The sequence below is a fragment of the Pseudomonas sp. YuFO20 genome, from assembly GCF_035064975.1.
Taxonomy (GTDB): domain Bacteria; phylum Pseudomonadota; class Gammaproteobacteria; order Pseudomonadales; family Pseudomonadaceae; genus Aquipseudomonas; species Aquipseudomonas putida_AE.
The window spans coordinates 43,136-68,746 of record NZ_JAXDEO010000029.1 but is presented as its reverse complement, the minus strand read 5'-3'; the positions used below and the strand labels follow the sequence as shown (position 1 = coordinate 68,746).

General features: G+C 58.5%; 21 protein-coding genes and 1 pseudogene. 16 read left to right on the top strand and 6 right to left on the bottom strand.

Translation table 11 applies throughout. From position 1 onward, the window contains the following. Nucleotides 1-66: 66 nt before the first annotated feature. Entirely contained in the window at nucleotides 67-1,842 is a 1,776-nt protein-coding gene (gene gcl, locus SOP85_RS17580; RefSeq protein ID WP_046819365.1) for a glyoxylate carboligase, read from the bottom strand. Between the two features lie 267 nt (nucleotides 1,843-2,109). Between gcl and SOP85_RS17575 the strand changes: the two genes are divergently transcribed. After that, a complete protein-coding gene (locus SOP85_RS17575; RefSeq protein ID WP_077184045.1) occupies nucleotides 2,110-2,550 on the top strand; it encodes a GlcG/HbpS family heme-binding protein in 441 nt (146 codons plus the stop codon). A 217-nt stretch (nucleotides 2,551-2,767) separates the two neighbouring features. Continuing rightward, complete coding sequence (locus tag SOP85_RS17570; RefSeq protein WP_323627691.1) at nucleotides 2,768-3,226, top strand: REP-associated tyrosine transposase; 459 nt, start codon at nucleotides 2,768-2,770, stop codon at nucleotides 3,224-3,226. 91 nt (nucleotides 3,227-3,317) lie between these two features. Here SOP85_RS17570 and SOP85_RS17565 read toward each other — a convergent pair whose 3' ends face one another. Continuing rightward, complete coding sequence (locus tag SOP85_RS17565) at nucleotides 3,318-3,923, bottom strand: TetR/AcrR family transcriptional regulator (protein ID WP_274074890.1); 606 nt, start codon at nucleotides 3,921-3,923, stop codon at nucleotides 3,318-3,320. Between the two features lie 134 nt (nucleotides 3,924-4,057). Between SOP85_RS17565 and SOP85_RS17560 the strand changes: the two genes are divergently transcribed. The 3 genes and pseudogenes from SOP85_RS17560 to SOP85_RS17550 all read left to right on the top strand — a co-directional run. Beyond that, entirely contained in the window at nucleotides 4,058-4,972 is a 915-nt protein-coding gene (locus SOP85_RS17560) for a DUF808 domain-containing protein (protein WP_323627675.1), read from the top strand. Nucleotides 4,973-5,237: 265 nt separating this feature from the next. Beyond that, nucleotides 5,238-6,092: a YncE family protein gene (locus SOP85_RS17555; RefSeq protein ID WP_323627674.1), complete on the top strand. Its 855-nt coding sequence runs from the start codon at nucleotides 5,238-5,240 to the stop codon at nucleotides 6,090-6,092. Nucleotides 6,093-6,212: 120 nt separating this feature from the next. Further along, nucleotides 6,213-6,583, top strand: a pseudogene (locus SOP85_RS17550) (group II intron maturase-specific domain-containing protein); the annotation flags it as partial. 80 nt (nucleotides 6,584-6,663) lie between these two features. On the opposite strand, the gene SOP85_RS17545 reads toward SOP85_RS17550, so the two are convergent. Next, nucleotides 6,664-7,452: an MlaA family lipoprotein gene (locus SOP85_RS17545; RefSeq protein WP_274074892.1), complete on the bottom strand. Its 789-nt coding sequence runs from the start codon at nucleotides 7,450-7,452 to the stop codon at nucleotides 6,664-6,666. Further along, on the bottom strand, nucleotides 7,445-8,743 hold the full coding sequence (locus tag SOP85_RS17540) for a serine/threonine protein kinase (RefSeq protein ID WP_274074893.1): 1,299 nt from the start codon (nucleotides 8,741-8,743) through the stop codon (nucleotides 7,445-7,447). Before SOP85_RS17540 ends, SOP85_RS17545 begins: the two co-directional genes overlap by 8 nt. 224 nt (nucleotides 8,744-8,967) lie before the next feature. Between SOP85_RS17540 and SOP85_RS17535 the strand changes: the two genes are divergently transcribed. Continuing rightward, nucleotides 8,968-9,336: a hypothetical protein gene (locus SOP85_RS17535; RefSeq protein ID WP_323627671.1), complete on the top strand. Its 369-nt coding sequence runs from the start codon at nucleotides 8,968-8,970 to the stop codon at nucleotides 9,334-9,336. 107 nt (nucleotides 9,337-9,443) lie between these two features. On the opposite strand, the gene SOP85_RS17530 is transcribed toward SOP85_RS17535, so the two are convergent. Continuing rightward, on the bottom strand, nucleotides 9,444-10,997 hold the full coding sequence (locus SOP85_RS17530) for a glycoside hydrolase family 17 protein (RefSeq protein ID WP_323627670.1): 1,554 nt from the start codon (nucleotides 10,995-10,997) through the stop codon (nucleotides 9,444-9,446). Between the two features lie 330 nt (nucleotides 10,998-11,327). Between SOP85_RS17530 and SOP85_RS17525 the strand changes: the two genes are divergently transcribed. The 3 genes from SOP85_RS17525 to SOP85_RS17515 all read left to right on the top strand — a co-directional run bounded on the left by SOP85_RS17525 (nucleotide 11,328) and on the right by SOP85_RS17515 (nucleotide 14,385). Then, a complete protein-coding gene (locus SOP85_RS17525; protein WP_323608815.1) occupies nucleotides 11,328-12,179 on the top strand; it encodes a glycine betaine ABC transporter substrate-binding protein in 852 nt (283 codons plus the stop codon). Between the two features lie 239 nt (nucleotides 12,180-12,418). After that, complete coding sequence (locus SOP85_RS17520; protein WP_008061165.1) at nucleotides 12,419-12,730, top strand: DUF485 domain-containing protein; 312 nt, start codon at nucleotides 12,419-12,421, stop codon at nucleotides 12,728-12,730. Beyond that, nucleotides 12,727-14,385, top strand: a complete 1,659-nt coding sequence (locus SOP85_RS17515) for a cation acetate symporter (RefSeq protein ID WP_323627669.1) — start codon at nucleotides 12,727-12,729, stop codon at nucleotides 14,383-14,385. Before SOP85_RS17520 ends, SOP85_RS17515 begins: the two co-directional genes overlap by 4 nt. A 334-nt stretch (nucleotides 14,386-14,719) precedes the next feature. Here the strand turns inward: SOP85_RS17515 and gltA are convergent, their stop codons facing one another. Next, nucleotides 14,720-16,009, bottom strand: a complete 1,290-nt coding sequence (gene gltA, locus SOP85_RS17510) for a citrate synthase (protein WP_007977501.1) — start codon at nucleotides 16,007-16,009, stop codon at nucleotides 14,720-14,722. Between the two features lie 363 nt (nucleotides 16,010-16,372). On the opposite strand from gltA, the gene sdhC reads away from it, so the two are divergent. The 7 genes from sdhC to lpdA all read left to right on the top strand — a co-directional run bounded on the left by sdhC (nucleotide 16,373) and on the right by lpdA (nucleotide 25,492). Then, the gene (gene sdhC, locus SOP85_RS17505) at nucleotides 16,373-16,747 is read left to right on the top strand and encodes a succinate dehydrogenase, cytochrome b556 subunit (protein ID WP_274074897.1); all 375 of its coding nucleotides are present in this window, start codon (nucleotides 16,373-16,375) and stop codon (nucleotides 16,745-16,747) included. Next, complete coding sequence (gene sdhD, locus SOP85_RS17500; protein WP_008063295.1) at nucleotides 16,741-17,109, top strand: succinate dehydrogenase, hydrophobic membrane anchor protein; 369 nt, start codon at nucleotides 16,741-16,743, stop codon at nucleotides 17,107-17,109. The genes sdhC and sdhD overlap by 7 nt, the downstream gene beginning before the upstream one ends. A gap of 3 nt (nucleotides 17,110-17,112) precedes the next feature. Continuing rightward, nucleotides 17,113-18,885, top strand: a complete 1,773-nt coding sequence (gene sdhA / locus SOP85_RS17495) for a succinate dehydrogenase flavoprotein subunit (protein WP_274074898.1) — start codon at nucleotides 17,113-17,115, stop codon at nucleotides 18,883-18,885. Between the two features lie 11 nt (nucleotides 18,886-18,896). After that, a complete protein-coding gene (locus SOP85_RS17490) occupies nucleotides 18,897-19,601 on the top strand; it encodes a succinate dehydrogenase iron-sulfur subunit (RefSeq protein WP_008063297.1) in 705 nt (234 codons plus the stop codon). A 261-nt stretch (nucleotides 19,602-19,862) separates the two neighbouring features. Continuing rightward, the gene (locus tag SOP85_RS17485) at nucleotides 19,863-22,694 is read left to right on the top strand and encodes a 2-oxoglutarate dehydrogenase E1 component (protein ID WP_274074899.1); all 2,832 of its coding nucleotides are present in this window, start codon (nucleotides 19,863-19,865) and stop codon (nucleotides 22,692-22,694) included. A 42-nt stretch (nucleotides 22,695-22,736) separates the two neighbouring features. Further along, nucleotides 22,737-23,957: a 2-oxoglutarate dehydrogenase complex dihydrolipoyllysine-residue succinyltransferase gene (gene odhB / locus SOP85_RS17480; RefSeq protein WP_046819378.1), complete on the top strand. Its 1,221-nt coding sequence runs from the start codon at nucleotides 22,737-22,739 to the stop codon at nucleotides 23,955-23,957. A 98-nt stretch (nucleotides 23,958-24,055) separates the two neighbouring features. Further along, nucleotides 24,056-25,492 (top strand): dihydrolipoyl dehydrogenase, encoded by a 1,437-nt coding sequence (gene lpdA / locus SOP85_RS17475; protein ID WP_323627668.1) that lies wholly within the window; start codon nucleotides 24,056-24,058, stop codon nucleotides 25,490-25,492. Nucleotides 25,493-25,611: the final 119 nt, after the last annotated feature.

Below are 25,611 nucleotides of genomic sequence, written 5' to 3'. Positions count from 1 at the left end.
CATCGTTGTCGGATGTGAAATGGCCTTCGCGAGCAAGCCCGCTCCCACAGGGGGAGCGAGCAGCTATTAATCGAGCAACGAAATCGCCGTCGGCGCATCGTTGCCGACCAGCGCCAGGTCTTCGAATTCGTTGACGGCGTTGATCTCGGTGCCCATGGAAATGTTGGTCACGCGCTCCAGGATAATCTCGACGATCACCGGCACCTTGAACTCTTCGATCAGCTCCTGGGCCTTGCGCAGGGCAGGCTGGATCTGAGCCGGTTCGAACACACGCAGCGCCTTGCAACCCAGGCCTTCGGCAACCGCGACGTGGTCGACACCGTAACCGTTGAGCTCCGGCGCGTTGAGGTTGTCGAACGACAGCTGTACGCAGTAATCCATGTCGAAACCGCGCTGCGCCTGACGGATCAGGCCCAGGTACGAGTTGTTCACCACCACATGGATGTACGGCAGCTTGAACTGCGCGCCCACCGCCAATTCCTCGATCATGAACTGGAAGTCATAGTCCCCCGACAGGGCCACGACTTTACGGTTCGGATCAGCCTTGACCACGCCCAGCGCCGCCGGAATGGTCCAGCCCAGAGGGCCTGCCTGGCCGCAGTTGATCCAGTGACGCGGCTTGTAGACGTGCAGGAACTGCGCGCCGGCAATCTGCGACAGACCGATGGTGCTGACGTAGCAGGTGTCCTTGCCGAACACCTGGTTCATTTCTTCGTAGACGCGCTGCGGCTTGACCGGCACGTTGTCGAAGTGAGTCTTGCGCTGCAGGCTGGCTTTACGCTGCTGGCAGTCTTGCAGCCAGGCGCTGCGGTTTTTCAACTTGCCGGCGGCTTGCCATTCGCGAGCGACTTCGATGAAAACGGTCAGCGCGGCGGCGGCGTCGGAGACGATGCCCAGGTCCGGGGTGAACACGCGGCCGATCTGAGTGCCTTCGATGTCGACGTGAATGAACTTGCGGCCTTCTGTGTACACATCCACTGAACCGGTGTGACGGTTGGCCCAACGGTTACCAATGCCCAGCACCACGTCGGATTTCAACATGGTGGCGTTGCCGTAGCGGTGCGACGTCTGCAAGCCGACCATGCCGACCATCAGCGGGTGATCGTCCGGGATGGTGCCCCAGCCCATCAGGGTCGGGATGACCGGGATACCGGTCAGCTCGGCGAATTCAACCAGCAGATCGCTGGCGTCGGCATTGATGATGCCGCCACCGGCTACCAGCAGTGGACGCTCAGCCTGATCGAGCAGGGCCAGAGCCTTCTCGACTTGAACGCGGGTAGCGGTCGGCTTGGCCAGAGGCAGCGGCTGGTAAGCATCGATGTCGAACTCGATTTCGGCCATCTGCACGTCGAACGGCAGGTCGATCAGCACCGGGCCTGGGCGGCCGGAGCGCATCTCGAAGAAAGCTTTCTGGAACGCGTAAGGCACCTGGCCCGGTTCGAGAACAGTGGTCGCCCACTTGGTCACTGGCTTGACGATGCTGGTGATATCGACAGCCTGGAAGTCTTCCTTGTGCATACGGGCGCGGGGTGCCTGGCCGGTAATGCAGAGGATTGGAATCGAGTCGGCCGAGGCGCTGTAGAGCCCGGTGACCATGTCGGTACCGGCAGGGCCGGAAGTGCCGATGCACACGCCGATGTTGCCGGCCTTGGTGCGGGTGTAGCCCTCGGCCATGTGCGAGGCGCCTTCAACGTGGCGAGCGAGTACGTGATCGATGCCGCCGACCTTTTGCAGGGCGGAGTACAGCGGGTTGATGGCGGCACCGGGGATGCCAAAAGCGGTATCAACCCCTTCACGGCGCATCACCAGAACGGCGGCTTCGATTGCTCTCATTTTGCTCATGGTTTTGTGCCTCTTTACGTTTTGTAATTGTATACAAGTGGCTTTGCGCAGAGTGTATTCACGGCGGACGGCGCAGGTCAATCCATTTTCTCAAGCGGTTGTTTCATTCGTCGGAAGCCCGGTCTACTGTGGCTTTTCGTCGCATGTGGCGCTTTTCGAGAATTATTGTATACAAAAAAATAATTCATTGTGTTCTATTTGTTGCATCGGACTACGGCACATCGAAGCAGTCCACCGCCTTTCCAAAAACAAAATGAGGACGGCACCATGAGCGCTTTAACCTTGAAAGTCGCAGTCAACCTGGTCAACGAAGCCATCAGCGCAGGGCGGGCCATCTCCGCGGCGCCACTGACCATCGCGGTACTGGATGCCGGCGGGCACCTGATCACCCTGCAACGCGAAGACGGCGCCAGCCTGCTGCGCCCGCACGTCGCCATCGGCAAAGCCTGGGGCGCCATCGCGCTGGGCAAAGGCTCACGCCTGCTGGCACTGGACGCCCAGCAACGCCCGGCGTTCATCGCGGCATTGAATAGCCTGGGGCAGGGCAGCGTCGTGCCCGCACCGGGTGGTGTGCTGGTGCGGGATCAGGACGGGAACGTGCTGGGGGCGGTGGGGATCAGCGGGGATCTGTCGGATGTTGATGAGCAGTGTGCGATCAATGCGATCGAGGCGCTGGGGTTGAGGGCGGATGCTGGGGTGGTGGCTTGATTCTGCGGTGATTGAACGACCGCTTTCGCGAGCAAGCCCGCTCCCACAGGGAGTTGCGGTTGGACACAATATTGTGTGTACACCGCAAAACCCTGTGGGAGCGGGCTTGCTCGCGAAGGCAATTTCCCAGACACATCCAGCTAAAAAGTCCACCCGGCAACTCTGTAGTCGCTGATCTAGCCTTTTCCATGATTTCAACATGAGAGAGGGCAAAGGAATGCCTGAGTTGTCAGCTTCGCATCGTCTACGCATCGGCCGCTATGCCGAACAAAACCGCATTTACCTTCTGACGGCCAACACTTTAAATCGGGAACCCATATTCAGGGATTACACTCTTGGCCGATTGGTTGTCCACCAATTCAAGCAAGCTCAAGATGAGGGCTTCGCCGATTCTTTGGCCTGGGTGGTCATGCCCGATCATTTTCACTGGTTGGTCCAGTTGCAGAAAGGGACGCTAGGACAATTGATGTGTCAGGTGAAGTCACTGAGCACTCGTGCAGTTAATTCGTCGACTGGTCGAACAGGTAGCCTCTGGCAACAGGGTTTTCATGACCATGCGCTGCGAAAAGAAGAGGACCTGGTGAAACTGGCTCGATATGTTGTGGCTAACCCATTGCGGGCTGGGCTGGTTCAGAAGCTTGGCGACTATCCTTTGTGGGATGCGATCTGGGTTTGACCCATAACCGAGTCGCCGCTATTCGCGAGCAAGCCCGCTCCCACACAAATGTGGGAGCGGGCTTGCTCGCGAATGAAGGCGACTCGGTCTATCAGTCCGGCTCACACCCCTTCAACACCAACCGAATGATCGTCTGCGCCGCCGCTTCGTAATCTTCTTCATCCAGCCTGGCCTTGCCGGTGATGGCGGTGATTTGCCAGTCGAAGTCGGCGTAGGTCTGGGTGGCGGCCCAGATGCTGAACATCAGGTGATTGGGGTCGATGGGCGCTATCTGGCCGCGGTCGATCCAGGTCTGGATGCAGTCGATGTTGTGCTTGGCCTGGCCGTTGAGCTGTTCGACCAGGTCGGGGCTCAGGTGCGGGGCGCCGTGCATGATTTCGCTGGCGAATACCTTGGAGGCGAAGGGCAGGTCGCGGGAGATGCGGATTTTCGAGCGAATGTAGCCGCTCAGCACTTCACTGGGCACACCGTCCGGGTTGAACGGCGTCGAGGCCTGCAGAATTGGCTCGATGATGCTTTCCAGGACCTCGCGATAGAGGTTTTCCTTGGATTTGAAGTAGTAGTAGACGTTGGGCTTGGGCAATCCCGCCTTGGCTGCGATGTCACTGGTTTTGGTCGCAGCGAAGCCCTTGTCGGCAAATTCTTCACTGGCGGCACGCAGGATCAATTGTTTGTTGCGCTCGCGGATGGTGCTCATAAACCAGGGGGTTCCTTGCCTGTACTGGCGGTGGCGCATGGTAGCACCGGCCTTCGGCGACGCTCAAGAATGCTCCGTGCGGCGCTCGGCCGCGCTATGCTGCACGGCATTCATTCAAGAAGGAAAGCCGATTCATGGCAGGAAGCAGTTTGCTCGTGCTGATCGACGACATCGCCGCCGTACTGGACGATGTGGCGTTGATGACAAAAATGGCCGCCAAGAAAACCGCCGGCGTGCTCGGCGACGATCTGGCGCTCAACGCCCAGCAGGTCAGCGGTGTGCGCGCTGAGCGGGAAATCCCGGTGGTCTGGGCGGTCGCCAAGGGCTCGTTCGTCAACAAGCTGATCCTGGTGCCGTCGGCATTGGCCATCAGCGCGTTCGTCCCGTGGCTGGTCACGCCGTTACTGATGCTCGGTGGCGCCTACCTGTGTTTCGAAGGGTTTGAAAAGCTCGCCCATAAATTCCTCCACAGCAAGGCTGAAGACCAGGCCGAACATGCCGAACTGGTCGAGGCGGTGGCGGATCCGGCGGTCGATCTGGTGGCGTTCGAAAAGGACAAGATCAAGGGCGCGATCCGCACCGACTTCATTCTGTCGGCGGAAATCATCGCCATCACCCTTGGCGTCGTGGCCGATTCGGCGCTGACCCAGCAAGTCGTCGTGCTCTCGGGTATCGCCATCGTCATGACTGTCGGCGTGTACGGCCTGGTAGCGGGCATCGTCAAGCTCGATGACCTGGGGCTGTGGCTGACCCAGAAGCCGGGGCAGGTGGCCAAAAGCATCGGCGGTGGCATTCTGCGCGCGGCACCGTACATGATGAAAAGCCTGTCGGTGATCGGTACGGCGGCGATGTTCCTGGTCGGTGGCGGCATCCTTACCCACGGCGTTCCGGTGGTGCATCACTCGATCGAAAGTGTCAGCGCAGCCGCCGGCGGTGCCGGATTTATCGTGCCGACGTTACTCAATGCGGTGGCGGGGATTGTGGCGGGTGCGGTGGTGTTGGCGGGTGTGATGGTTGTCAGCAAGATCTGGAAAACAGTCAAAGGCTGAAGCCCGCCACTATCCACTATGGGAGCGAGCTTGCTCGCGATAGCGGTGGGTCAGTCAACATTTACGGGGACTGACACTGCCTCATCGCGAGCAATCTCGCTCCCACAGCTAATTAGCTTCTTTGTACAGCCAAACTATTTTGAAAATCTGCTCGGACCGTTTGTCGGCACTGGTATTTCTGACAGGTGCGCAACCTCTTGTATAAAGAGTCTGATATTGATCTGTGGTTTGTGATCTCAGACCCGGCTCTAAGAAGGAGTTGCTTATGAAGCTTATACATGAAATCAATCTTCCGGATGCGCGGGACATGGCTGTCAGCCCAAGCGGTAATACTGTCGCGGTATGTCAGCCCGGCTCATCAAGGCTATCGATAATTGACGCCTTCACAGGTACGGTGTTGAAAGTTATTTCATTTTCACAGCAACCTGTGTCTGTAACTTATAGTAAGGATGGTATGTTGGCATACGTCATTCTTAGTGGGCATTCTATTGTTGAATTTTTTGCTTCTGACTGGCGTGAAACCAAACGCATTCCCTATACTTTCCTCGAGTCAAAAATAGTAACTGGCATTGACAATAGGCGTGCTTACTGCGTTTCAAATCGTGGCGTCCATGATATTGATGTGGTCAATTCCACAGTCAAAAGTCACAACATTCAGTCGCCTCAAAGAAGTTTGGCCCTGAGCCCGGATAATCGCTTGCTTTATATAGTGTTTTCGGGTGGGGTCATTGTTTTCGATGTGGAAAAATGGGAAAAGGCATTCGAAATACGGGTCGAGTCCGCTGAAAGAATAAGTCTCGACCCAAAAGGGAAGCGTGCATATGTGGGGCTTCGCGGATTTGCAGATGTAAAAGTAATAGATCTCTCCAGTGGTGAGCTTGTTGGGTCGATCCTCAGCTATGGTCATGTCGCAGACATCACTTTAGATATGGAAGGGTTATATTTTTTTATTCTTACGATTAACCGTGCGAACATGGCTGTGTATCGTATAGGTGATGAGGTGGAAAAAATTGAAGACGTTACGATAGGTTCGGCCCCTGATTGTATTGTTGTTGCGCCGGATAATAGAAGTGTTTATGTCAGTAATCGTAGCGTAGTAAAAAAATTTGAGATGCTTTGATGAAGGGGGCGTTGCTTCGAGGTAGCTGGTGCGTGGAACTCGATCTGGAGAAGTTCTTTGATCGGGTCAACCACGATGTATTGATGGCTGGTCAGGGTTGAGCGCTTCCTGAATCAACGCCTGCTGCGCGGAGCGCGGGGCCACAAGATGGCAAGCGTCATTGAGCGGATTAACCCGGTGCTACGTGGTTGGGCGGGTTACTTCAAGCTCAGCCAGAGCAACCGCCCCCTTGAGGAGTTGGATGGCTGGATGCGCCGTAAACTTCGCTGTGTCACTTGGCGTCAATGGACGCAGCGCCCAACGAGGGCGCGCAACCTGATACGTCTGGGGATCGGCGAAGCACGGGCCTGCAAATCAGCGTTCAACGGGCGCGGGCCATGGTGGAGCTCGGGAGCGTCACATATGAATCACGCGCTGCCGAAGAAGCTGTGGGACAGCCTGGGCCTGGTCTCAATACTGGATACGATAAAAGGCTTAACCGCATAACCTGAACCGCCGTATACGGACCCGTACGTACGGTGGTGTGAGAGGACGGCGGATGTAAATCCGCCTCCTACTCGATCTATCGGAATTACTCGGCGATCTGCAACTTGCGCGACTCGGTGTACACGTAGCGCACCTTCTCGTACTCGAACGGCGAGTTCAGCTGGCCATAGCGGAAGCTGTTCTGATGGCGCTTGTCGATGGCGCGCAGGATCCAGACTTCCGGATGGTTGGAGCTGACTTCGGCAACGTTGAGGAAGTTGATGGCGTTCTCGGCGCTGAAATCGACCACCAAGCCGCCAGTATCACGCAGGTTCGACGGGCCGAGGATCGGCAGTACGAAGTAGGCGCCGCCCGGAACACCATAGAATCCCAGGGTCTGACCGAAGTCTTCATTCTGGCGCGGCAGGCCCATGGCGGTGGCCGGGTCCCACAGGCCGGCGATGCCGATGGTGGTATTGAGCAGTAGCCGTCCGGTGATTTCCATCGAGCGCTGGCCCTTGAACTGCAACAAGCTGTTCATCAGGTTCGGCACGTCGCCAAGGTTGTTGAAGAAGTTGCTGACGCCGGTGCGCAGGAAGCTCGGCGTGATGTAGCGATAGCCGTCGACCACCGGCAGGAACACCCATTGGTCGAACCGGTAGTTGAAGTGGTAAACCCGGCGGTTCCACTCTTCCAGCGGGTCATAGACGTTCAATGCGCTGAGCGTCGAACGTTCGAATTCGCGCTGGTCCAGGCCCGGGTTGAACTTGAGTTTGCTCAGTGGCTCCTTGAAGCCGTCACTGTCGACGACCACTGGTGCGTTGGCCTTGCTGTTGTCGGCATTGGCAGCGCTTGCACAGAGTAACGCGGCGATAAGCAGGAGGTATTTAGCCACGGAAGAACTCCAGCATGGCGTCGCTGTTGACGCGGTAGTTAATGTTGCCGCAGTGGCCGCCCAGCGGGTAAACGGTCAGGCGATCGCCAAACGTCTTGCGCAGGAAACCCAGGTCTCCAGGGCCGAGGATCACATCGTCGGCGTTGTGCATCACGGCGATTTTCGGGCTGTCGTGCAGGTAGTCCTTCAGTGCATACAGGCTCACCTGGTCGATCAGTTGCAGCAGGCTGCCGCCGTCGGTGCGGGCACGCCACATCGGGATCACCTGTTCGGTGATGTAGCAGTCGAAGTCGCACTGCAGCGCACGCTTGAGGTACGGCGTGAGGCTGGTGCCTTCGGTAATGGGGGTTTTCGGCGGAGTGATCAGGCCGCGACGGTTGATCAGGTCCGAGGTGAAGGCGATGTCGGCCGCGGAAAAACGGAAGGAGGTGCCGATCAGCATGGCCATCTGTTCATTGCTCAGGTGCTGCTTGGACTGCTGGAAGTCATAAAGCAGTGCGTCGTTGATATCGACGTAGCCCTTTTGCTGGAAGTAACGGGTCAGTTTGTTCAGCACCAGTTCATAGAAGGTGGTGGTGTTGTTGATGCCCTTGACCTCGGTCTGGACCAGTTTGTCCAGGTTGGTGATCGAGGTGTAGAGATTGACCGGAGGGTTGACCAGCAGCACTTTCTTGAAGTTGAAGCTGCGGCGGGTTTCGTCCAGGTGCGCGACGAATGCCGCATCCAGTGCACCCAGGCTGTAGCCGGTGAGGTAGTACTCGGTGACCGGCAGTTTCGGGTTTTGCGCCCGCACGGCCTGCATCACCCGGTACATGTCTTCGGCGTCGTCCTTGGTGATGCCGGGCGTGGCAAAACGTGAGGCGGCGCTCATGAAGTCGAAGCTGGTGGGCGACGACAGTTGCACCACGTGGTAGCCGGCCTTGTAGTAGAGCTTTTTCAGGTATTCGTTGAGGCTGCTGTCGTAGCGCGCGCCCGTGCCGGCGATCAGGAAGATCAACGGCGCGGCTTTGTCCTGGGTGGCAATGCGATAGGTAAGTTTTTTCACTGGCCAGAAGTTGTCCGGCAGTTCGAATGCGCGTTCCGGGCGCAGGGTGACGCTGCGATCGGACTGATCGATGTCCTCATCCAACGGCAGCTCGGGGCGCAGGTCCGGTGGCGTCGTGGCAATGGTCGCCTCGAACGGGTTGGTCAAGGGATAGCCATAACTGGCGGCGTCGATATCGACCGCCAGTGCGGACGCACTCAAGATAAGGCCGCCAAACAGGGCGGCGAAGCGCAAGGAACGGAGCATGACTAGATCCCTTAGAAAAAGGTGCCGAATGAAGTTCGCAGGCTATGACCACTGGATCTGCGCCAAAGTGCCACGCATCGGCACCAAACTGGCCTGAATTCCGAGTAATAGTAGCGTGACGATACACTTTGCAGTGATTGAATGACCAGTTAACAGTTGTTATCCCTTGCTTAAGGCTGTCGGGCGATTAAGCTGGCCGCCGTTTTCGCGTATTGGAGTGCTCCATGTCCCGCCGTTTGCCCGTGATTCTGCTGCTTGTTTTGTTGCCGTTATGGCTGGCCGCCAGCTATGGCGCGCGTTATGGCTTCATGGAAGATGCGCAGTGGGTCGGCATCTGCGTGGACGAGGCCAGCCGCTGGGAATGCCAGGTACGTTCGAACCTGGGCCTGATGATTCACTTCCAGGTATTGGGCTGGGCGGCACTGATCGCCGCCGTGGTCGGTTTTGTGCTGCCCGGGCGGGCAGGGTGGTGGTTGGCAGTGGCGGCGCTGGTGTTCGGGTTTCCGGCGCTGGCGTTGTACAACACGACAATGGCGGTGTTTGCGGTGGTGATCGCAGGGTTGCGGTTGGTCAGGGCGTCCCGTAGCGCCTGATAGATAGCCTTCGCGAGCAAGCCCGCTCCCACATTCGATTTGTGAACGACGCAGATCAAATGTGGGAGCGGGCTTGCTCGCGAAGAGGCCGGAGGCGGCGCTGAAGATCAGTCCTTGCGAACCCGCAAACTACGCCACAACGCCGCCACCATCAACCCGCTCACCAGCCCCCAACCCCAGGCCTGCTGGTTCTGCAAGCCTTCCCGGAACAGCTGCGGCGCAATGCCGGCGCCGATGATGAAGGTCAGCAGGGCGATTTCCCGGCGCGGCACGCTCACCGGGCGGCACAGGTAAACCAGTGCCGGCAGGATGAACGCGACGCTCGGGAAACTGCGATAACGCGGGTCGAACACCAGTTCCAGCATCATCACTGCAGCGGCAAATCCTGCCACTGCCAGTATCCAGCCTGCTCGACGCTCAAGCGTATTGAATGCCCAGCCACGCCAACCGGTGCGGGGGCTCAGTGTCAGCGCGGCATGGGCCAGCACCAACACATTCAAGGCAGTCAGCACGGCGACCCACAACCACTCTCTGGCAAAACGCGTGGTGACCCGTGCCAGATCGCCCCAGGCACCCATCGAGCAAGCGGCCAAGGCGCCCAGCAGTGGCAGCACCAGCGCGGCGCGAGTGCTGCGAACGCGTCCACCGAGAATCAGTGTGCCAAGGAAGATAAACCCGCCAACCACCAGCCACTGCGACCAGTACGGCACGTTCGACACCGGCCCGGCCAGCACACCCTTGTCCTGGCGATCTGCATCGAACAGCCCCCAGTAACCGCCAACCGCACCTTCACTGGCACGTTTCCACGGCTGGTCGAAGGCTTCGATCAGGTTGTAGTGCCAACCTTGCTGCTCGGCCATGGCGACAAAACCACGAATGAACTTGGCTTCGTTGACCCGACTCGGCAGGGCGGTTTCACGCTGGCGGCCTTCACTCGGCCAGCCGGTTTCGCCGATCATCACGTCCTTGGGCGCGAATTTGTTGCCGAATACCTGGCGTACCTCAGCCACATGCTGCAGCGCGGCGTCGATGTTCGACGGATCATCTTCCCAGTACGGCAGCAAGTGGATGGTCAGGAAATCCACGGCCGGAGCGATCTCCGGGTGCTTGAGCCAGAACTCCCAGACATCGGCGTAGGTGACGGGCTGTTTGACGTGGCTCTTGACCTTGTTTATCAGCTTGACCAGCTGGGTGCCGCTGACTTCCTTGCGCAGCAGGGTTTCGTTGCCGACGATTACCGCGCTGACCACGTCCGCGTTGGCGTTGGCCGAGGCGATCAGCAGGTCGACTTCTTTTTCGGTGTCCACCGGGTTGCTGTTGATCCAGGCGCCGATCATCAGCTTCAACCCATGCTTGCGCGCCAGGTCGGGGAGGGCATCGAGGCCGGTCATGGAGTAGGTGCGGATGCACTGGAAATTTTTGGCCAGCAGCGCGAGATCCGCGTCCATGCGCTCGGGACGAAGGTTGAACGGTACGTCGAACGGCGACTGGTCCTTGTCGAACGGGGTATAGGAGGCGCATTGCAACTTGTGCGTCGCGCTGACCACGTCCGGCAGGAGCACCGGTTTACCGAGGCCGTACCAGAAGCCGCCCAAGGCAAACAGCCCCAGCAGGCAAGCGAACAGATAAGCAAAAAAAGGAAAACGGGATGTCGCGGGCATGGTCAGGCCGTCTGGGAGCAAAGCGGCGCATGTTACCTGTATTTGTCCCGCGCTTGGTGCCCTGCATGGTTTTGACATGCAAAGTTCGGGCGGATCGGGCGGAACCTGTGCGCTGTCCTAGACTCATGGCGTTCTGATGTCGTTTCTCGATGCCTTGAGGTCGCTGGCAGAGCAGGTCGCCAACAGCGTCAGGTTGATGATCGCATCATCAGTACTCCGCTGATGATCGAACGAGTTTGCGGGTGGGGCGTGATGGGGGCGCTGTGCACCATAACTATACGTTGACGCGACTCGGCATCCGTCGAGCGCAGCACTTTCGGGGAAGTAACGATGAAGATGCGACGACTTTTAGGCGCAGGTGCCGCTCTGGTGCTTGCGATTGGCTCCACATTCGCCAATGCCGAGAACAAGACCCTGACCATCGGTTACGTTGACGGCTGGTCCGACAGCGTCGCGACCACTCACGTGGCCGCTGAAGTGATCAAGCAGAAGCTCAATTATGACGTGAAGCTGCAAGCCGTCGCCACGGGGATCATGTGGCAGGGCGTGGCCACCGGCAAACTCGACGCCATGCTGTCGGCCTGGCTGCCGGTGACCCACGGCGATTACTGGGCCAAGAACAAGGACCAGGTCGTCGACTACGGTCCAAACTTCAAGGACGCCAGGATCGGCTTGATCGTGCCCGAATACGTCAAGGCCAAGTCGCTTGAAGACCTGAAAACCGATGACAGCTTCAAGAAACGCATCGTCGGCATCGACGCCGGTTCAGGCGTGATGCTCAAGACCGAGCAGGCGATCAAGGACTATGACCTGACCGGCTATCAACTCAAGGCGAGTTCCGGCGCCGGCATGATTGCCGAGCTGACACGTGCCGAGAAAAAGAACGAATCCATTGCCGTGACCGGTTGGGTGCCGCACTGGATGTTCGCCAAGTGGAAACTGCGTTTCCTGGAAGACCCGAAAGGCGTTTACGGCGCGGCTGAAACCGTGAACAGCATCGGCAGCAAAGAGCTGGCGACCAAGGCACCGGAAGTGGCCAAGTTCCTGAAGAACTTCCAGTGGGCGTCGAAAGACGAAATCGGCGAAGTCATGCTGGCAATCCAGGAAGGCGCCAAGCCTGAAGCGGCGGCAAAGGATTGGGTAGCCAAGCACCCGGAGCGCGTGGCTGACTGGACCAAGTAACAGATACCCCGCTGTACCCTGTGGGAGCTAGCCTGCTGGCGATTGCGGTCTGTCAGTTAACTGAAGTGTTGACTGACAGACCGCAATCGCCAGCAGGCTAGCTCCCACTTTTATTCAGTAGTGCTTGAGATTGGCGAATACGTCACGTGGTTCTAAGACTAAGGTCGTCTGGAACCTGCCCCGCAGCCGCATAGAGTGGATACCGTTCCAACTAAATCTGTGCTGCGAGGATAAAAACAATGAACGACAGCATTTACCTCTCGATTCAAAACAGCCCGCGCTTCAAGGAGCTGGTTAGCAAGAGGGAACGATTCGCCTGGATTCTATCGGCGATCATGCTAGGGCTTTACTCCGGATTCATCCTTTTGATTGCTTACGGGCCGCATGTACTGGGGGCGAAAATCAGCCCTGAGTCATCGATTACCTGGGGCATCCCGATTGGTGTCGGGCTGATTGTCTCGGCCTTCATCCTGACCGGCATCTACGTACGACGCGCCAACGGCGAATTCGACGACCTGAACAATGCGATTCTCAAGGAGGCTCAGCAATGATCCGGCGTCTAATGGTTCTTTTGAGCATCGCAGCATTCGCACCTGGCGCCTGGGCCGCTGACGCCCTGACCGGCGCCGTGCAGAAGCAACCGCTCAACGTTTCCGCGATCCTGATGTTCGTCGCGTTCGTTGGTGCAACCCTGTGCATCACCTACTGGGCGTCGAAGAAAAACAAGTCGGCCTCCGACTACTACGCGGCGGGCGGCAAGATCACCGGTTTCCAGAACGGCCTGGCGATTGCCGGTGACTACATGTCCGCGGCGTCCTTCCTGGGTATTTCCGCGCTGGTGTTCACCTCCGGCTACGACGGCCTGATCTACTCGATCGGCTTCCTGGTGGGCTGGCCGATCATCCTGTTCCTGATCGCCGAGCGCCTGCGTAACCTTGGTAAGTACACCTTTGCCGACGTGGCGTCCTATCGCCTTGGGCAAACCCAGATCCGCTCGCTGTCCGCTTGCGGTTCGCTGGTGGTGGTGGCGTTCTACCTGATCGCGCAAATGGTCGGTGCCGGCAAGCTGATCCAGCTGCTGTTCGGTCTCGACTATCACGTTGCCGTGATCCTGGTCGGTATCCTGATGTGCATGTACGTGCTGTTTGGCGGCATGCTGGCGACCACCTGGGTGCAGATCATCAAGGCGGTGTTGCTGCTGTCCGGCGCTTCCTTCATGGCGCTGATGGTGATGAAGCACGTCAACTTCGACTTCAACGCTCTGTTCTCCGAGGCGATCAAGGTTCACCCTAAAGGTGAAGCGATCATGAGCCCGGGCGGCCTGGTGAAAGATCCGATCTCGGCGTTCTCCCTTGGGCTGGCACTGATGTTCGGTACCGCGGGCCTGCCACACATCCTGATGCGCTTCTTCACCGTGAGTGATGCGAAAGAAGCGCGCAAGAGCGTGCTGTACGCAACCGGTTTCATTGGCTACTTCTACATCCTGACCTTCATCATCGGCTTCGGCGCGATCCTGCTGGTCAGCACCAACCCTGCGTTCAAGGATGCGGCTGGCGCGCTGTTGGGCGGTAATAACATGGCGGCGGTGCACCTGGCCAATGCGGTCGGTGGCAGCATCTTCCTGGGCTTCATCTCGGCGGTAGCGTTCGCGACCATCCTGGCAGTGGTTGCCGGCCTGACCCTGGCCGGTGCCTCGGCGGTGTCCCACGACCTGTACGCCAGCGTGATCAAGAAGGGCAAGGCCAACGAGAAGGATGAGATCCGCGTCTCGAAAATCACCACCATCGCCCTGGCGGTGCTGGCAATCGGCCTGGGCATCCTGTTCGAAAGCCAGAACATCGCGTTCATGGTCGGCCTGGCGTTCTCCATCGCGGCGAGCTGCAACTTCCCGGTCCTGCTGCTTTCCATGTACTGGAAGAAGCTGACCACTCGCGGTGCGATGATCGGTGGCTGGCTGGGCCTGGTGAGCGCTGTGGGCTTGATGATCCTTGGCCCAACCATCTGGGTGCAGATCCTGCATCACGAGAAGGCGATCTTCCCGTACGAGTACCCGGCGCTGTTCTCGATGATCATTGCTTTTGTCGGGATCTGGTTCTTCTCGATTACCGACAAGTCGACCGCGGCTGATAACGAGCGGGCGCTGTTCTTCCCGCAGTTTGTTCGTTCGCAGACGGGTTTGGGTGCTAGTGGAGCGGTTTCGCACTAAGATCAGTTAGAAGCTGCAAGTTGTAAGCTGCAAGCAAATGCCCCGATCGAGAGATCGGGGCATTTTTGTTGGGCGGTTATCGCACTAATAATTGCAGGAGCGAGCCTGCTCGTGAAAGAGCCGGTACATCCAATATCAATGGTGACTGATGCTCCGTCTTCGCGAGCAAGCCCGCTCCCACATTTGGAATGCATTCCCCCTGTGGGAGCGGGCTTGCTCGCGAAAGCGGTGGGTCAGATCACCGCAAGGTTTCAGGCAGGTGTAAACAAAAACGGCCTCTATATGGATAGAGGCCGTTCCCGGTACAACTCAACACGCTACAGCAAGAACGATCTTACTTGCGGTCTTCCAGCTTGGTGATGTCACGCGACTCGTAGCCGGTGTACAGCTGGCGCGGACGGCCAATCTTGTACGGGCTGGAGAGCATTTCCTTCCAGTGGGAGATCCAGCCGACGGTCCGCGCCAGGGCGAAGATCACGGTGAACATGCTGGTTGGAATGCCGATCGCCTTGAGGATGATCCCCGAGTAGAAGTCGACGTTCGGGTACAGCGAGCGTTCGATGAAGTACGGGTCGGTCAGGGCGATCTCTTCCAGGCGCATGGCCAGTTCGAGTTGCGGATCGTTCTGGATGCCCAGTTCCTTCAACACTTCGTCGCAGGTCTGCTTCATCACGGTGGCGCGTGGGTCGCGGTTTTTGTAAACGCGGTGACCGAAGCCCATCAGCTTGAACGGATCGTTTTTGTCCTTGGCCTTGGCGATGAACTTGTCGATGTTCGAGACATCGCCGATTTCATCAAGCATGGTCAGGACGGCTTCGTTGGCGCCGCCGTGGGCAGGGCCCCACAGTGCAGCGATACCGGCGGCGATACAGGCGAACGGGTTGGCACCCGACGAGCCGGCCAGACGTACGGTAGAGGTCGATGCGTTCTGCTCGTGGTCGGCGTGGAGGATGAAGATCCGGTCCATGGCCTTGGCGAGTACCGGGCTGATCGGTTTGATCTCGCACGGGGTGTTGAACATCATGTGCAGGAAGTTTTCCGCGTACGACAGGTCGTTGCGCGGGTACATCATGGGTTGGCCCATGGAGTACTTGTAAACCATCGCGGCCAGGGTCGGCATCTTGGCAACCAGGCGGATCGCGGAGATTTCGCGATGCTGCGGGTTATTGATGTCGAGGGAGTCGTGGTAGAAGGCCGAGAGGGCGCCGACTACGCCGCACATGACGGCCATCGGGTGAGCGTCGCGACGGAAGCCGTTGAAGAAGGTCTTCAACTGCTCGTGAACCATGGTGTGGTTCTTCACGGTGCTGACGAACTGGGCCTTCTGCTCTGCGGTCGGCAGTTCGCCATTGAGCAGCAGGTAGCAGGTTTCCAGGTAGTCCGATTTTTCAGCCAGTTGCTCGATCGGGTAACCGCGATGCAACAAAATGCCGTTGTCACCGTCAATATAGGTGATCTTCGACTCGCAGGAAGCGGTCGACATGAAACCAGGGTCAAAGGTGAAGCGGCCCGTGGCCGTCAGACCCCGAACATCGATAACATCGGGACCAACGGTGCCGGTTAAAATGGGCAGCTCGACGGGGGCTGCGCCCTCGATGATCAACTGCGCTTTTTTGTCAGCCATGTGGCCTCCTATTTATGCTTGAAATCATCAGACAGACCCCCCACGCAGGGCCCGCACCACTATAGTGAGATAAATTCGAATGTCAATTTGCCTAAAGTCTTGCTCCAGAAGGCTTTAACCCTACTTTTTTCTCGAAATTGCCTGCCATTTACGCCTTTTATGTCCGTTGTGCAATCAGCTGTTTGGGTGAGGTCTTTGCGTTGTCATTAGTAGCCTAACTGTCTATACTCGGCAGCCGACCGCCAAGGGCTTTTGGGCTTGCGTTATTGGGGGTCGCCTCCCTGGGTGGTGGTTACCTGACCAGTGCACTCCCCAACAACTTTGCCCTGATTGTTAGGGGCTCTTCAGTGTGAAAAAAAAGCCGTGAAAAGCCAACGACCTGTAAACCTAGACCTAAGGACCATCAAACTCCCAGTCACTGCTTACACGTCCATTCTTCACCGTATCTCCGGTGTCATCCTCTTCGTGTGCCTTGCCATCATGCTTTATGCATTGGACAAGTCGCTGAGCTCCGAGGAAGGCTTCGGTCAGGTGAAAGCGTGTCTGACCAGTCCGCTAGCCAAGCTAGTGATTTGGGGCATCCTGTCCGCCTTGCTGTATCACCTGGTTGCCGGTGTGCGCCATTTGATCATGGACATGGGCATCGGTGAGACGCTGGAAGGCGGCAAACTGGGCTCGAAAATCATTATCGCCGTTTCCGTGGTGGTAATCGTTCTGGCAGGAGTTTGGATATGGTAACTAACGTCACGAACCTCTCGCGTTCGGGCCTCTATGACTGGATGGCGCAACGTGTGTCTGCGGTCGTTCTCGCGGCTTACTTCATTTTCCTGATCGGATACCTCGTGGCGAACCCGGGCCTTGGCTATGACCAATGGCACGCGCTCTTCGCCAACAACTGGATGCGTATTTTCAGCCTGCTGGCCCTTGTTGCTCTGGGCGCTCACGCCTGGGTCGGCATGTGGACCATCGCGACCGACTACCTGACGCCAATGGCGTTCGGCAAGTCCGCGACGGCTATACGTTTCCTCTTCCAGGCAGTATGCGGCGTCGCGATGTTCGCTTACTTCGTCTGGGGTGTGCAGATTCTCTGGGGTATCTGATTCATGGCTAACATTCCAACGATTTCTTTCGACGCCATCATCATTGGTGGTGGCGGTGCCGGCATGCGCGCAGCGCTGCAACTGGCGCAAGGCGGTCACAAGACTGCGGTAATCACCAAGGTTTTCCCGACCCGTTCGCACACTGTATCCGCCCAGGGCGGCATCACCTGTGCCATCGCGTCCGCTGACCCGAACGATGACTGGCGCTGGCACATGTACGATACCGTCAAGGGTTCCGACTACATCGGTGACCAGGACGCTATCGAATACATGTGTCAGGAAGGCCCAGCCGCCGTTTTCGAGCTGGACCACATGGGTCTGCCGTTCTCGCGTACCGAAACCGGCCGTATCTACCAGCGTCCGTTCGGTGGCCAGTCCAAGGACTACGGTAAAGGCGGCCAGGCTGCGCGTACTTGCGCTGCGTCCGACCGTACCGGTCACGCCCTGCTGCACACCCTTTATCAGGGCAACCTGAAAGCCGGTACCACGTTCCTGAACGAGTACTACGCCGTTGACCTGGTGAAGAACGGTCAAGGCGACTTCGTCGGCGTGATCGCCATCTGCATCGAAACCGGCGAAACCACCTACATCCGCGCCAAGGCTACCGTTCTGGCCACCGGCGGTGCAGGTCGTATCTACGCTTCGACCACCAACGCCCTGATCAACACCGGTGACGGCGTTGGCATGGCCCTGCGTGCTGGCGTACCGGTACAAGACATCGAAATGTGGCAGTTCCACCCGACCGGCATCGCCGGCGCCGGTGTACTGGTAACCGAAGGTTGCCGTGGTGAAGGTGGATACCTGATCAACAAGCACGGCGAGCGTTTCATGGAGCGTTATGCTCCGAACGCCAAAGACCTTGCTGGTCGTGACGTTGTTGCCCGTTCGATGGTTAAAGAGATCATCGCCGGTAACGGCTGTGGCCCGAACGGTGACCACGTAATGCTGAAACTCGACCACTTGGGCGAGGAAGTGTTGCACAGCCGTCTGCCAGGCATCTGCGAACTGTCCAAGACTTTCGCTCACGTTGACCCGGTGGTTGCTCCAGTTCCGGTTGTTCCGACCTGCCACTATATGATGGGCGGCGTTGCCACCAACATTCACGGTCAGGCGATCACCCAGGACGCCGATGGCGTAGACACCATCATCCCGGGCCTGTTCGCTGTAGGCGAAGTGGCTTGCGTATCGGTTCACGGTGCCAACCGCCTGGGCGGCAACTCGCTGCTCGACCTGGTGGTCTTCGGCCGTGCTGCCGGCCTGCACCTGGAAAAGGCGCTGACCGACGGTATCGAATACGACGACGCTACCGACGCCGACATCAATGCGGCCCTGGCTCGTCTGTCCGCCCTGAACGAGCGTACCGATGGCGAAGACGTGGCAACCCTGCGTCGCGAGCTGCAGAACTGCATGCAGAACTACTTCGGTGTATTCCGTACCGGCGAATACATGCAGAAGGGTATTGCCCAGCTGGCTGATCTGCGCAAGCGCATCGCCAACGTCAAGATCAACGACAAGTCGCAGGCGTTCAACACTGCGCGTATCGAAGCTCTGGAACTGCAGAACCTGCTGGAAGTGGCCGAAGCTACTGCGATCGCTGCCGAAGTGCGTAAAGAGTCCCGCGGCGCTCACGCCCGTGAAGACTTCGAAGACCGTGACGACGAAAACTGGCTGTGCCACACCCTGTACTTCCCGGGTGAGAAGCGCGTTGCCAAGCGTGCCGTAAACTTCTCGCCGAAGACGGTTCCGACTTTTGAACCTAAGATTCGGACTTATTAAGGGTGGCCGCCATGTTGCAAGTCAGTGTTTATCGTTACAACCCTGATCAGGACGCTGCGCCGTTCATGCAGGAATTCCAGGTTGATACCGGTGGTAAAGACCTGATGGTGCTGGACGTGCTGGCCCTGATCAAAGAGCAGGACGAAGGTTTCTCCTATCGTCGCTCTTGCCGTGAAGGCGTTTGCGGTTCCGACGGCATGAACATCAACGGCAAGAACGGCCTGGCGTGCGTCACGCCGCTGTCTGCCGTTGTAAAAGGTAACAAGTTGATCGTTCGTCCTCTGCCAGGTTTGCCGGTAATCCGTGACCTGGTCGTCGATATGAGCATCTTCTACAAGCAATACGAGAAGGTTAAGCCTTACCTGCAGAACGACACGCCGGCTCCGGCCATCGAGCGTCTGCAGTCCCCTGAAGAGCGTGAAAAGCTCGACGGTCTGTACGAGTGCATCCTGTGCGCCTGCTGCTCGACCTCGTGCCCGTCCTTCTGGTGGAACCCGGACAAGTTCCTGGGTCCAGCTGCCCTGCTGCAAGCGTACCGCTTCCTGGCAGACAGCCGTGACACCAAGACGTCCGAGCGTCTGGCTTCGCTGGATGACCCGTTCAGCGTATTCCGCTGCCGCGGGATCATGAACTGCGTCAACGTATGTCCGAAAGGCCTGAACCCGACTAAGGCCATCGGTCACATCCGTAACATGTTGCTCTCGAGCGGCGTGTGATTCAGCTGTAGTACCCGCTAGACCGTTGTACCCGTGGATGCTGCGGCGCAGGCTTCAACCGGCGCCGTAGTTTTAACCTGAGCAGCAGCCTATAAGGCTGCGGCTCTTATTTTGAAGAAATGAGACAAGCAGGGGCATCCGGGCTGGTACCCGGACTATCAGTGTGATCCTAGTGGCTTGTTTTGGTCGCTGCATTCGGACTTCTGCAAGTTTGCTCGGTGTCGACACCGGTGGTGTTCCCCTAACCGAGGGTGACCAAGCATGCAAGAAAGCGTGATGCAGCGCATGTGGAACAGCGCCTACCTATCCGGTAGTAACGCTGCCTATGTGGAAGAGCTCTACGAGCTCTACCTGCACGACCCTAACGCTGTGCCAGAAGAGTGGCGCACCTACTTCCAGAAGTTGCCTGCTGACGGCAACTCTGCCACCGATGTTTCGCACTCCACAATTCGCGATCATTTCGTCTTGCTGGCAAAGAACCAGCGCCGCGCCCAACCGGTTTCCGCCGGCAGCGTGAGCAGTGAGCACGAGAAGAAGCAAGTTGAAGTGCTGCGATTGATCCAGGCCTACCGTATGCGTGGCCACCAGGCAGCCCAGCTTGACCCGCTGGGGCTGTGGCAGCGTCCTGCACCTGCAGACCTGTCGATCAATCATTACGGCTTGACCAATGCCGATCTTGATACGACCTTCCGTGCCGGCGACCTGTTCATCGGCAAAGAGGAAGCGAGCCTACGCGAAATTCACGAAGCGTTGCAGCAGACATATTGCCGCACCATCGGCGCTGAGTTCACGCACATCACCGATTCCGAGCAGCGCCAGTGGTTCCAGCAGCGTCTGGAAAGCGTGCGTGGCCGTCCGACGTACTCCGCCGACATCAAGAGCCACCTGCTCGAGCGCGTGACCGCCGGTGAAGGCCTGGAAAAATACCTGGGCACCAAATACCCGGGTACCAAGCGTTTCGGCCTGGAAGGCGGCGAGAGCCTGATTCCGATGCTCGACGAGCTGATCCAGCGTTCCGGTTCCTACGGCACCAAGGAAATCGTCATCGGCATGGCCCACCGTGGCCGTCTGAACGTGCTGGTCAACACCTTCGGCAAGAACCCGCGCGAGCTGTTCGACGAGTTCGAAGGCAAGAAGAAGGTCGAGCTGGGTTCCGGTGACGTTAAATACCACCAGGGCTTCTCGTCCAACGTAATGACCACCGGCGGTGAAGTTCACCTGGCCATGGCGTTCAACCCGTCCCACCTGGAAATCGTTTCCCCGGTGGTCGAGGGTTCGGTTCGCGCCCGTCAGGATCGTCGTAACGACGTGACCGGTGAGAAGGTCCTGCCGATCTCCATCCACGGTGACGCGGCATTCGCCGGTCAAGGCGTGGTGATGGAAACCTTCCAGATGTCGCAGACCCGCGGTTTCAAGACCGGCGGTACCGTGCACATCGTGATCAACAACCAGGTTGGTTTCACCATCAGCAACCCGCTGGACTCGCGTTCCACCGAGTACGCCACCGACGTTGCGAAAATGATCCAGGCGCCGATCCTCCATGTGAATGGCGATGATCCGGAAGCCGTGTTGTTCGTGACCCAGCTGGCCATCGACTACCGCATGCAGTTCAAGCGTGACGTGGTGATCGACCTGGTCTGCTACCGTCGTCGCGGCCACAACGAGGCCGACGAGCCAAGCGGCACCCAGCCGATCATGTACCAGCAGATCACCAAGCAGCGCACCACCCGTGAGCTGTATGCCGATCGCCTGACCCAGGCCGGTGTACTCGACGCGGAGCGTGTTCAGGCCAAGGTCGACGAATACCGCAACGCGCTGGACAACGGTCTGCACGTAGTGAAAAGCCTGGTCAAGGAGCCGAACAAAGAGCTGTTCGTGGACTGGCGTCCGTATCTGGGCCACGCCTGGACCGCGCGTCACGACACTCGCTTCGACCTCAAGACCTTGCAGGAACTGTCCGCCAAGCTGCTGGAAATCCCGGAAGGCTTCGTGGTTCAGCGCCAGGTTGCGAAGATCTACGAAGACCGTCAGAAGATGCAAGCCGGCGGCCTGCCGATCAACTGGGGTTACGCCGAAACCATGGCGTACGCGACCCTGGCGTTCGAAGGTCACCCGATTCGCATGACTGGCCAGGACATCGGCCGCGGTACGTTCTCGCACCGTCATGCCGTGTTGCACAACCAGAAGGACGCGGGCACCTACGTCCCGCTGCAGAACCTGTACGACGGTCAGCCACGTTTCGACCTGTACGACTCGTTCCTGTCCGAAGAAGCGGTGCTGGCGTTCGAGTACGGTTACTCGACCACCACGCCAAATGCCCTGGTCATCTGGGAAGCCCAGTTCGGCGACTTCGCCAACGGCGCCCAGGTCGTTATCGACCAGTTCATCACCAGTGGCGAGCACAAGTGGGGCCGTCTGTGCGGTCTGACCATGCTGCTGCCGCACGGTTATGAAGGTCAGGGGCCGGAGCACTCCTCGGCTCGTCTGGAGCGTTACCTGCAGCTGTGCGCCGAGCACAACATCCAGGTGTGCATGCCGACGACGCCGGCACAGATCTACCACTTGCTGCGCCGTCAGGTGATTCGCCCGCTGCGCAAGCCATTGGTAGTCCTGACTCCGAAGTCGCTGTTGCGCCACAAGCTGGCCATCTCGACTTTGGAAGATCTGGCCGAAGGTTCCTTCCAGACCGTTATCCCGGAAATCGATGCCCAGGACCCGAAAAAGGTCGAGCGCGTTGTCCTGTGTAGCGGCAAGGTCTACTACGACCTGCTGGAAAAACGTCGTGCCGAAGGCCGTGACGATATCGCCATCGTGCGTATCGAGCAGCTGTACCCATTCCCTGAGGACGACTTGAAAGAAGTCCTGGCTCCTTACACCAACGTCAAAGCTGCCGTCTGGTGCCAGGAAGAGCCGATGAACCAGGGGGCGTGGTACTGCAGCCAACACCACATGCGTCGTAGCATCAGCAACCTCAACAAGTCTCTCGTACTCGAGTACGCGGGCCGTGAGGCTTCTGCTGCACCGGCATGCGGTTACGCATCGATGCACGCTGAGCAGCAGGAAAAACTGCTGCAAGACGCCTTTACTGTTTAACGCCTTCGCGCACCTGAAACCGAATTTAAGGACCCACAGATAATGGCTATCGAAATCAAAGCCCCCACTTTCCCGGAATCGGTTGCCGATGGCACCGTTGCCACCTGGCACAAACAACCGGGCGACGCGGTCAAGCGTGACGAACTGATCGTCGACATCGAAACCGATAAAGTCGTACTGGAAGTGTTGGCGACTGCTGACGGCGTGCTGGGCGCTATCGTCAAGAACGAAGGCGACACCGTTCTGTCCGACGAAGTCCTGGGCTCCATCGAAGCGGGCGGCGCTGCTGCCGCTCCAGCCGCTGCTGCTCCGGCCGCCGCTGCTCAAGCCGCTGCTCCTGCCGCTGAAGGCGAAGACGATCCTGTTGCTGCACCGGCTGCGCGCAAGCTGGCTGAAGAAAACGGCATCAACATCGCTTCCGTTGCCGGCACCGGCAAAGGCGGTCGTGTGACCAAGGAAGACGTGGTTGCAGCCGTTGCTGCCAAGAAAGCCGCTCCGGCTGCCGCGCCTGCCAAGGCTGCCGCACCTGCTGCCGCTGCTCCTGTGTTCGCTGCAGGCGATCGCATCGAGAAGCGCGTGCCGATGACCCGCGTTCGCGCTACCGTGGCCAAGCGTCTGGTAGAAGCTCAATCGAACATGGCGATGCTGACCACTTTCAACGAAGTCGACATGACCGAAGTCATGGCCCTGCGTTCGAAGTACAAGGATCTGTTCGAGAAGTCCCACAACGGCGTACGCCTGGGCTTCATGTCGTTCTTCGTGAAAGCAGCTACCGAAGCACTGAAGCGCTTCCCGGCTGTCAACGCGTCGATCGACGGCGGCGACATCGTTTACCACGGCTACGCTGACGTCGGCGTTGCAGTTTCCAGCGATCGCGGCCTGGTTGTACCGGTTCTGCGTAACGCCGAACTGATGAGCCTGGCTGAAATCGAAGGCGGCATCGCCACTTTCGGCAAGAAAGCCCGCGACGGCAAACTGTCGATGGACGAAATGACCGGTGGTACCTTCACCATCACCAACGGCGGTACCTTCGGTTCGATGATGTCGACCCCGATCGTCAACCCGCCACAAGCCGCCATCCTGGGCATGCACAACATCATCCAGCGTCCTATGGCCATCAACGGCCAGGTCGTGATTCGTCCGATGATGTACCTGGCACTGTCCTACGATCACCGTCTGATCGATGGCAAAGAAGCTGTGACTTTCCTGGTGACCATCAAGAACCTGCTGGAAGATCCGGCTCGTCTGTTGCTGGATATCTGATAGAAGCGGCCATGAGCTGCAAGCCCGAGCTGTCGGAAAACCCGCAGCTTGGCTTGCAGCTTGCGGCTTGAAGCTTTTCGCTAAAGAGGATTTTTTGAATGTCGCAGAAATTTGACGTAGTAGTGATCGGCGCGGGCCCTGGCGGCTACGTGGCTGCCATCAAGGCCGCCCAACTGGGTCTTTCGACCGCCTGCATCGAGAAGTACACCGACAAGGAAGGCAAACTGGCTCTGGGCGGTACTTGCCTGAACGTCGGCTGCATTCCCTCCAAGGCGCTGCTGGACAGCTCCTGGAAATACAAGGAAGCCAAAGAAGGCTTCGCGATCCACGGTATCAATCACGCTGGCGTGACCATGGACGTGGGTGCAATGGTTGGCCGTAAAGCCACCATCGTCAAAGGCCTGACCTCTGGCGTTGCGACCCTGTTCAAAGCCAACGGTGTGACCTCCATCGAGGGTCACGGCAAGCTGCTGGCCGGCAAGAAAGTCGAAGTCACCAAGCCGGACGGTTCGGTAGAAATCATCGAAGCCGAAAACGTCATCCTGGCTCCAGGTTCGCGTCCGATCGACATTCCACCGGCTCCGGTTGACCAGAATGTGATCGTCGATTCGACGGGCGCCCTGGAATTCCAATCCGTACCTAAGCGTCTGGGCGTGATCGGCGCTGGCGTAATCGGTCTGGAACTGGGTTCGGTGTGGTCGCGTCTGGGTGCAGAAGTGACTGTCCTGGAAGCCCTGGACACCTTCCTGATGGCCGCTGACGCCGCTGTTTCCAAGGAAGCGCTGAAAACCCTGACCAAGCAGGGCCTGGACATCAAGCTGGGCGCTCGCGTGACCGGCTCCAAAGTGAACGGCGACGAAGTCGTTGTTAACTACACCGATGCCAAGGGCGAACAGACCATCACGTTCGACAAGCTGATCGTAGCCGTTGGTCGCCGTCCAGTGACCACTGATCTGTTGGCTGCCGACTGCGGCGTGACCCTGGACGAGCGCGGTTTCGTGCACGTCGACGATCACTGCGCCACCACTGTACCGGGCGTCTACGCCATTGGTGACGTGGTTCGCGGCATGATGCTGGCGCACAAGGCGTCCGAAGAAGGCATCATGGTTGTCGAGCGCATCAAGGGCCACAAGGCCCAGATGAACTATGATTTGATCCCTTCGGTTATTTATACTCACCCGGAAATCGCGTGGGTAGGTAAAACCGAGCAGGCCTTGAAAGCTGAAGGCGTTGAAGTTAACGTCGGCACCTTCCCGTTTGCAGCCTCCGGCCGTGCCATGGCTGCCAACGACACCGGTGGTTTCGTCAAGGTCATCGCAGATGCCAAGACAGACCGCGTGCTGGGCGTCCACGTGATTGGCCCAAGCGCTGCAGAACTGGTTCAGCAGGGCGCGATCGGTATGGAATTCGGCACCAGCGCTGAAGACCTGGGCATGATGGTTTTCTCCCATCCGACCCTGTCTGAAGCCTTGCACGAAGCTGCTCTGGCAGTGAATGGCGGCGCCATCCACATCGCCAACCGCAAGAAGCGTTAAGACAATAAGAAACCACGGCGGTTTGGCCCGTCGTGAGCCTTGCATGCAAGACTCACCGCGGAATATCCGCTGGACGCAGTCTTGCGTAGCTGCACCGGTTGTCCGGAAAGGCTACGCAA

Excerpts from the sequence above, each read along its gene's own strand:
- SOP85_RS17485 (WP_274074899.1), top strand. The coding sequence starts at position 19,863 with ATGCAAGAAAGCGTGATGCAGCGCATGTGGAACAGCGCCTACCTATCC.
- SOP85_RS17570 (WP_323627691.1), top strand. The coding sequence starts at position 2,768 with ATGCCTGAGTTGTCAGCTTCGCATCGTCTACGCATCGGCCGCTATGCC.
- sdhD (WP_008063295.1), top strand. The coding sequence starts at position 16,741 with ATGGTAACTAACGTCACGAACCTCTCGCGTTCGGGCCTCTATGACTGG.
- SOP85_RS17575 (WP_077184045.1), top strand. The coding sequence starts at position 2,110 with ATGAGCGCTTTAACCTTGAAAGTCGCAGTCAACCTGGTCAACGAAGCC.
- gcl (WP_046819365.1), bottom strand. The coding sequence starts at position 1,842 with ATGAGCAAAATGAGAGCAATCGAAGCCGCCGTTCTGGTGATGCGCCGT.
- SOP85_RS17515 (WP_323627669.1), top strand. The coding sequence starts at position 12,727 with ATGATCCGGCGTCTAATGGTTCTTTTGAGCATCGCAGCATTCGCACCT.
- SOP85_RS17520 (WP_008061165.1), top strand. The coding sequence starts at position 12,419 with ATGAACGACAGCATTTACCTCTCGATTCAAAACAGCCCGCGCTTCAAG.
- SOP85_RS17490 (WP_008063297.1), top strand. The coding sequence starts at position 18,897 with ATGTTGCAAGTCAGTGTTTATCGTTACAACCCTGATCAGGACGCTGCG.
- SOP85_RS17525 (WP_323608815.1), top strand. The coding sequence starts at position 11,328 with ATGAAGATGCGACGACTTTTAGGCGCAGGTGCCGCTCTGGTGCTTGCG.
- SOP85_RS17565 (WP_274074890.1), bottom strand. The coding sequence starts at position 3,923 with ATGAGCACCATCCGCGAGCGCAACAAACAATTGATCCTGCGTGCCGCC.
- SOP85_RS17555 (WP_323627674.1), top strand. The coding sequence starts at position 5,238 with ATGAAGCTTATACATGAAATCAATCTTCCGGATGCGCGGGACATGGCT.
- sdhA (WP_274074898.1), top strand. The coding sequence starts at position 17,113 with ATGGCTAACATTCCAACGATTTCTTTCGACGCCATCATCATTGGTGGT.
- SOP85_RS17560 (WP_323627675.1), top strand. The coding sequence starts at position 4,058 with ATGGCAGGAAGCAGTTTGCTCGTGCTGATCGACGACATCGCCGCCGTA.
- SOP85_RS17535 (WP_323627671.1), top strand. The coding sequence starts at position 8,968 with ATGTCCCGCCGTTTGCCCGTGATTCTGCTGCTTGTTTTGTTGCCGTTA.
- lpdA (WP_323627668.1), top strand. The coding sequence starts at position 24,056 with ATGTCGCAGAAATTTGACGTAGTAGTGATCGGCGCGGGCCCTGGCGGC.
- SOP85_RS17530 (WP_323627670.1), bottom strand. The coding sequence starts at position 10,997 with ATGCCCGCGACATCCCGTTTTCCTTTTTTTGCTTATCTGTTCGCTTGC.
- SOP85_RS17540 (WP_274074893.1), bottom strand. The coding sequence starts at position 8,743 with ATGCTCCGTTCCTTGCGCTTCGCCGCCCTGTTTGGCGGCCTTATCTTG.
- odhB (WP_046819378.1), top strand. The coding sequence starts at position 22,737 with ATGGCTATCGAAATCAAAGCCCCCACTTTCCCGGAATCGGTTGCCGAT.
- gltA (WP_007977501.1), bottom strand. The coding sequence starts at position 16,009 with ATGGCTGACAAAAAAGCGCAGTTGATCATCGAGGGCGCAGCCCCCGTC.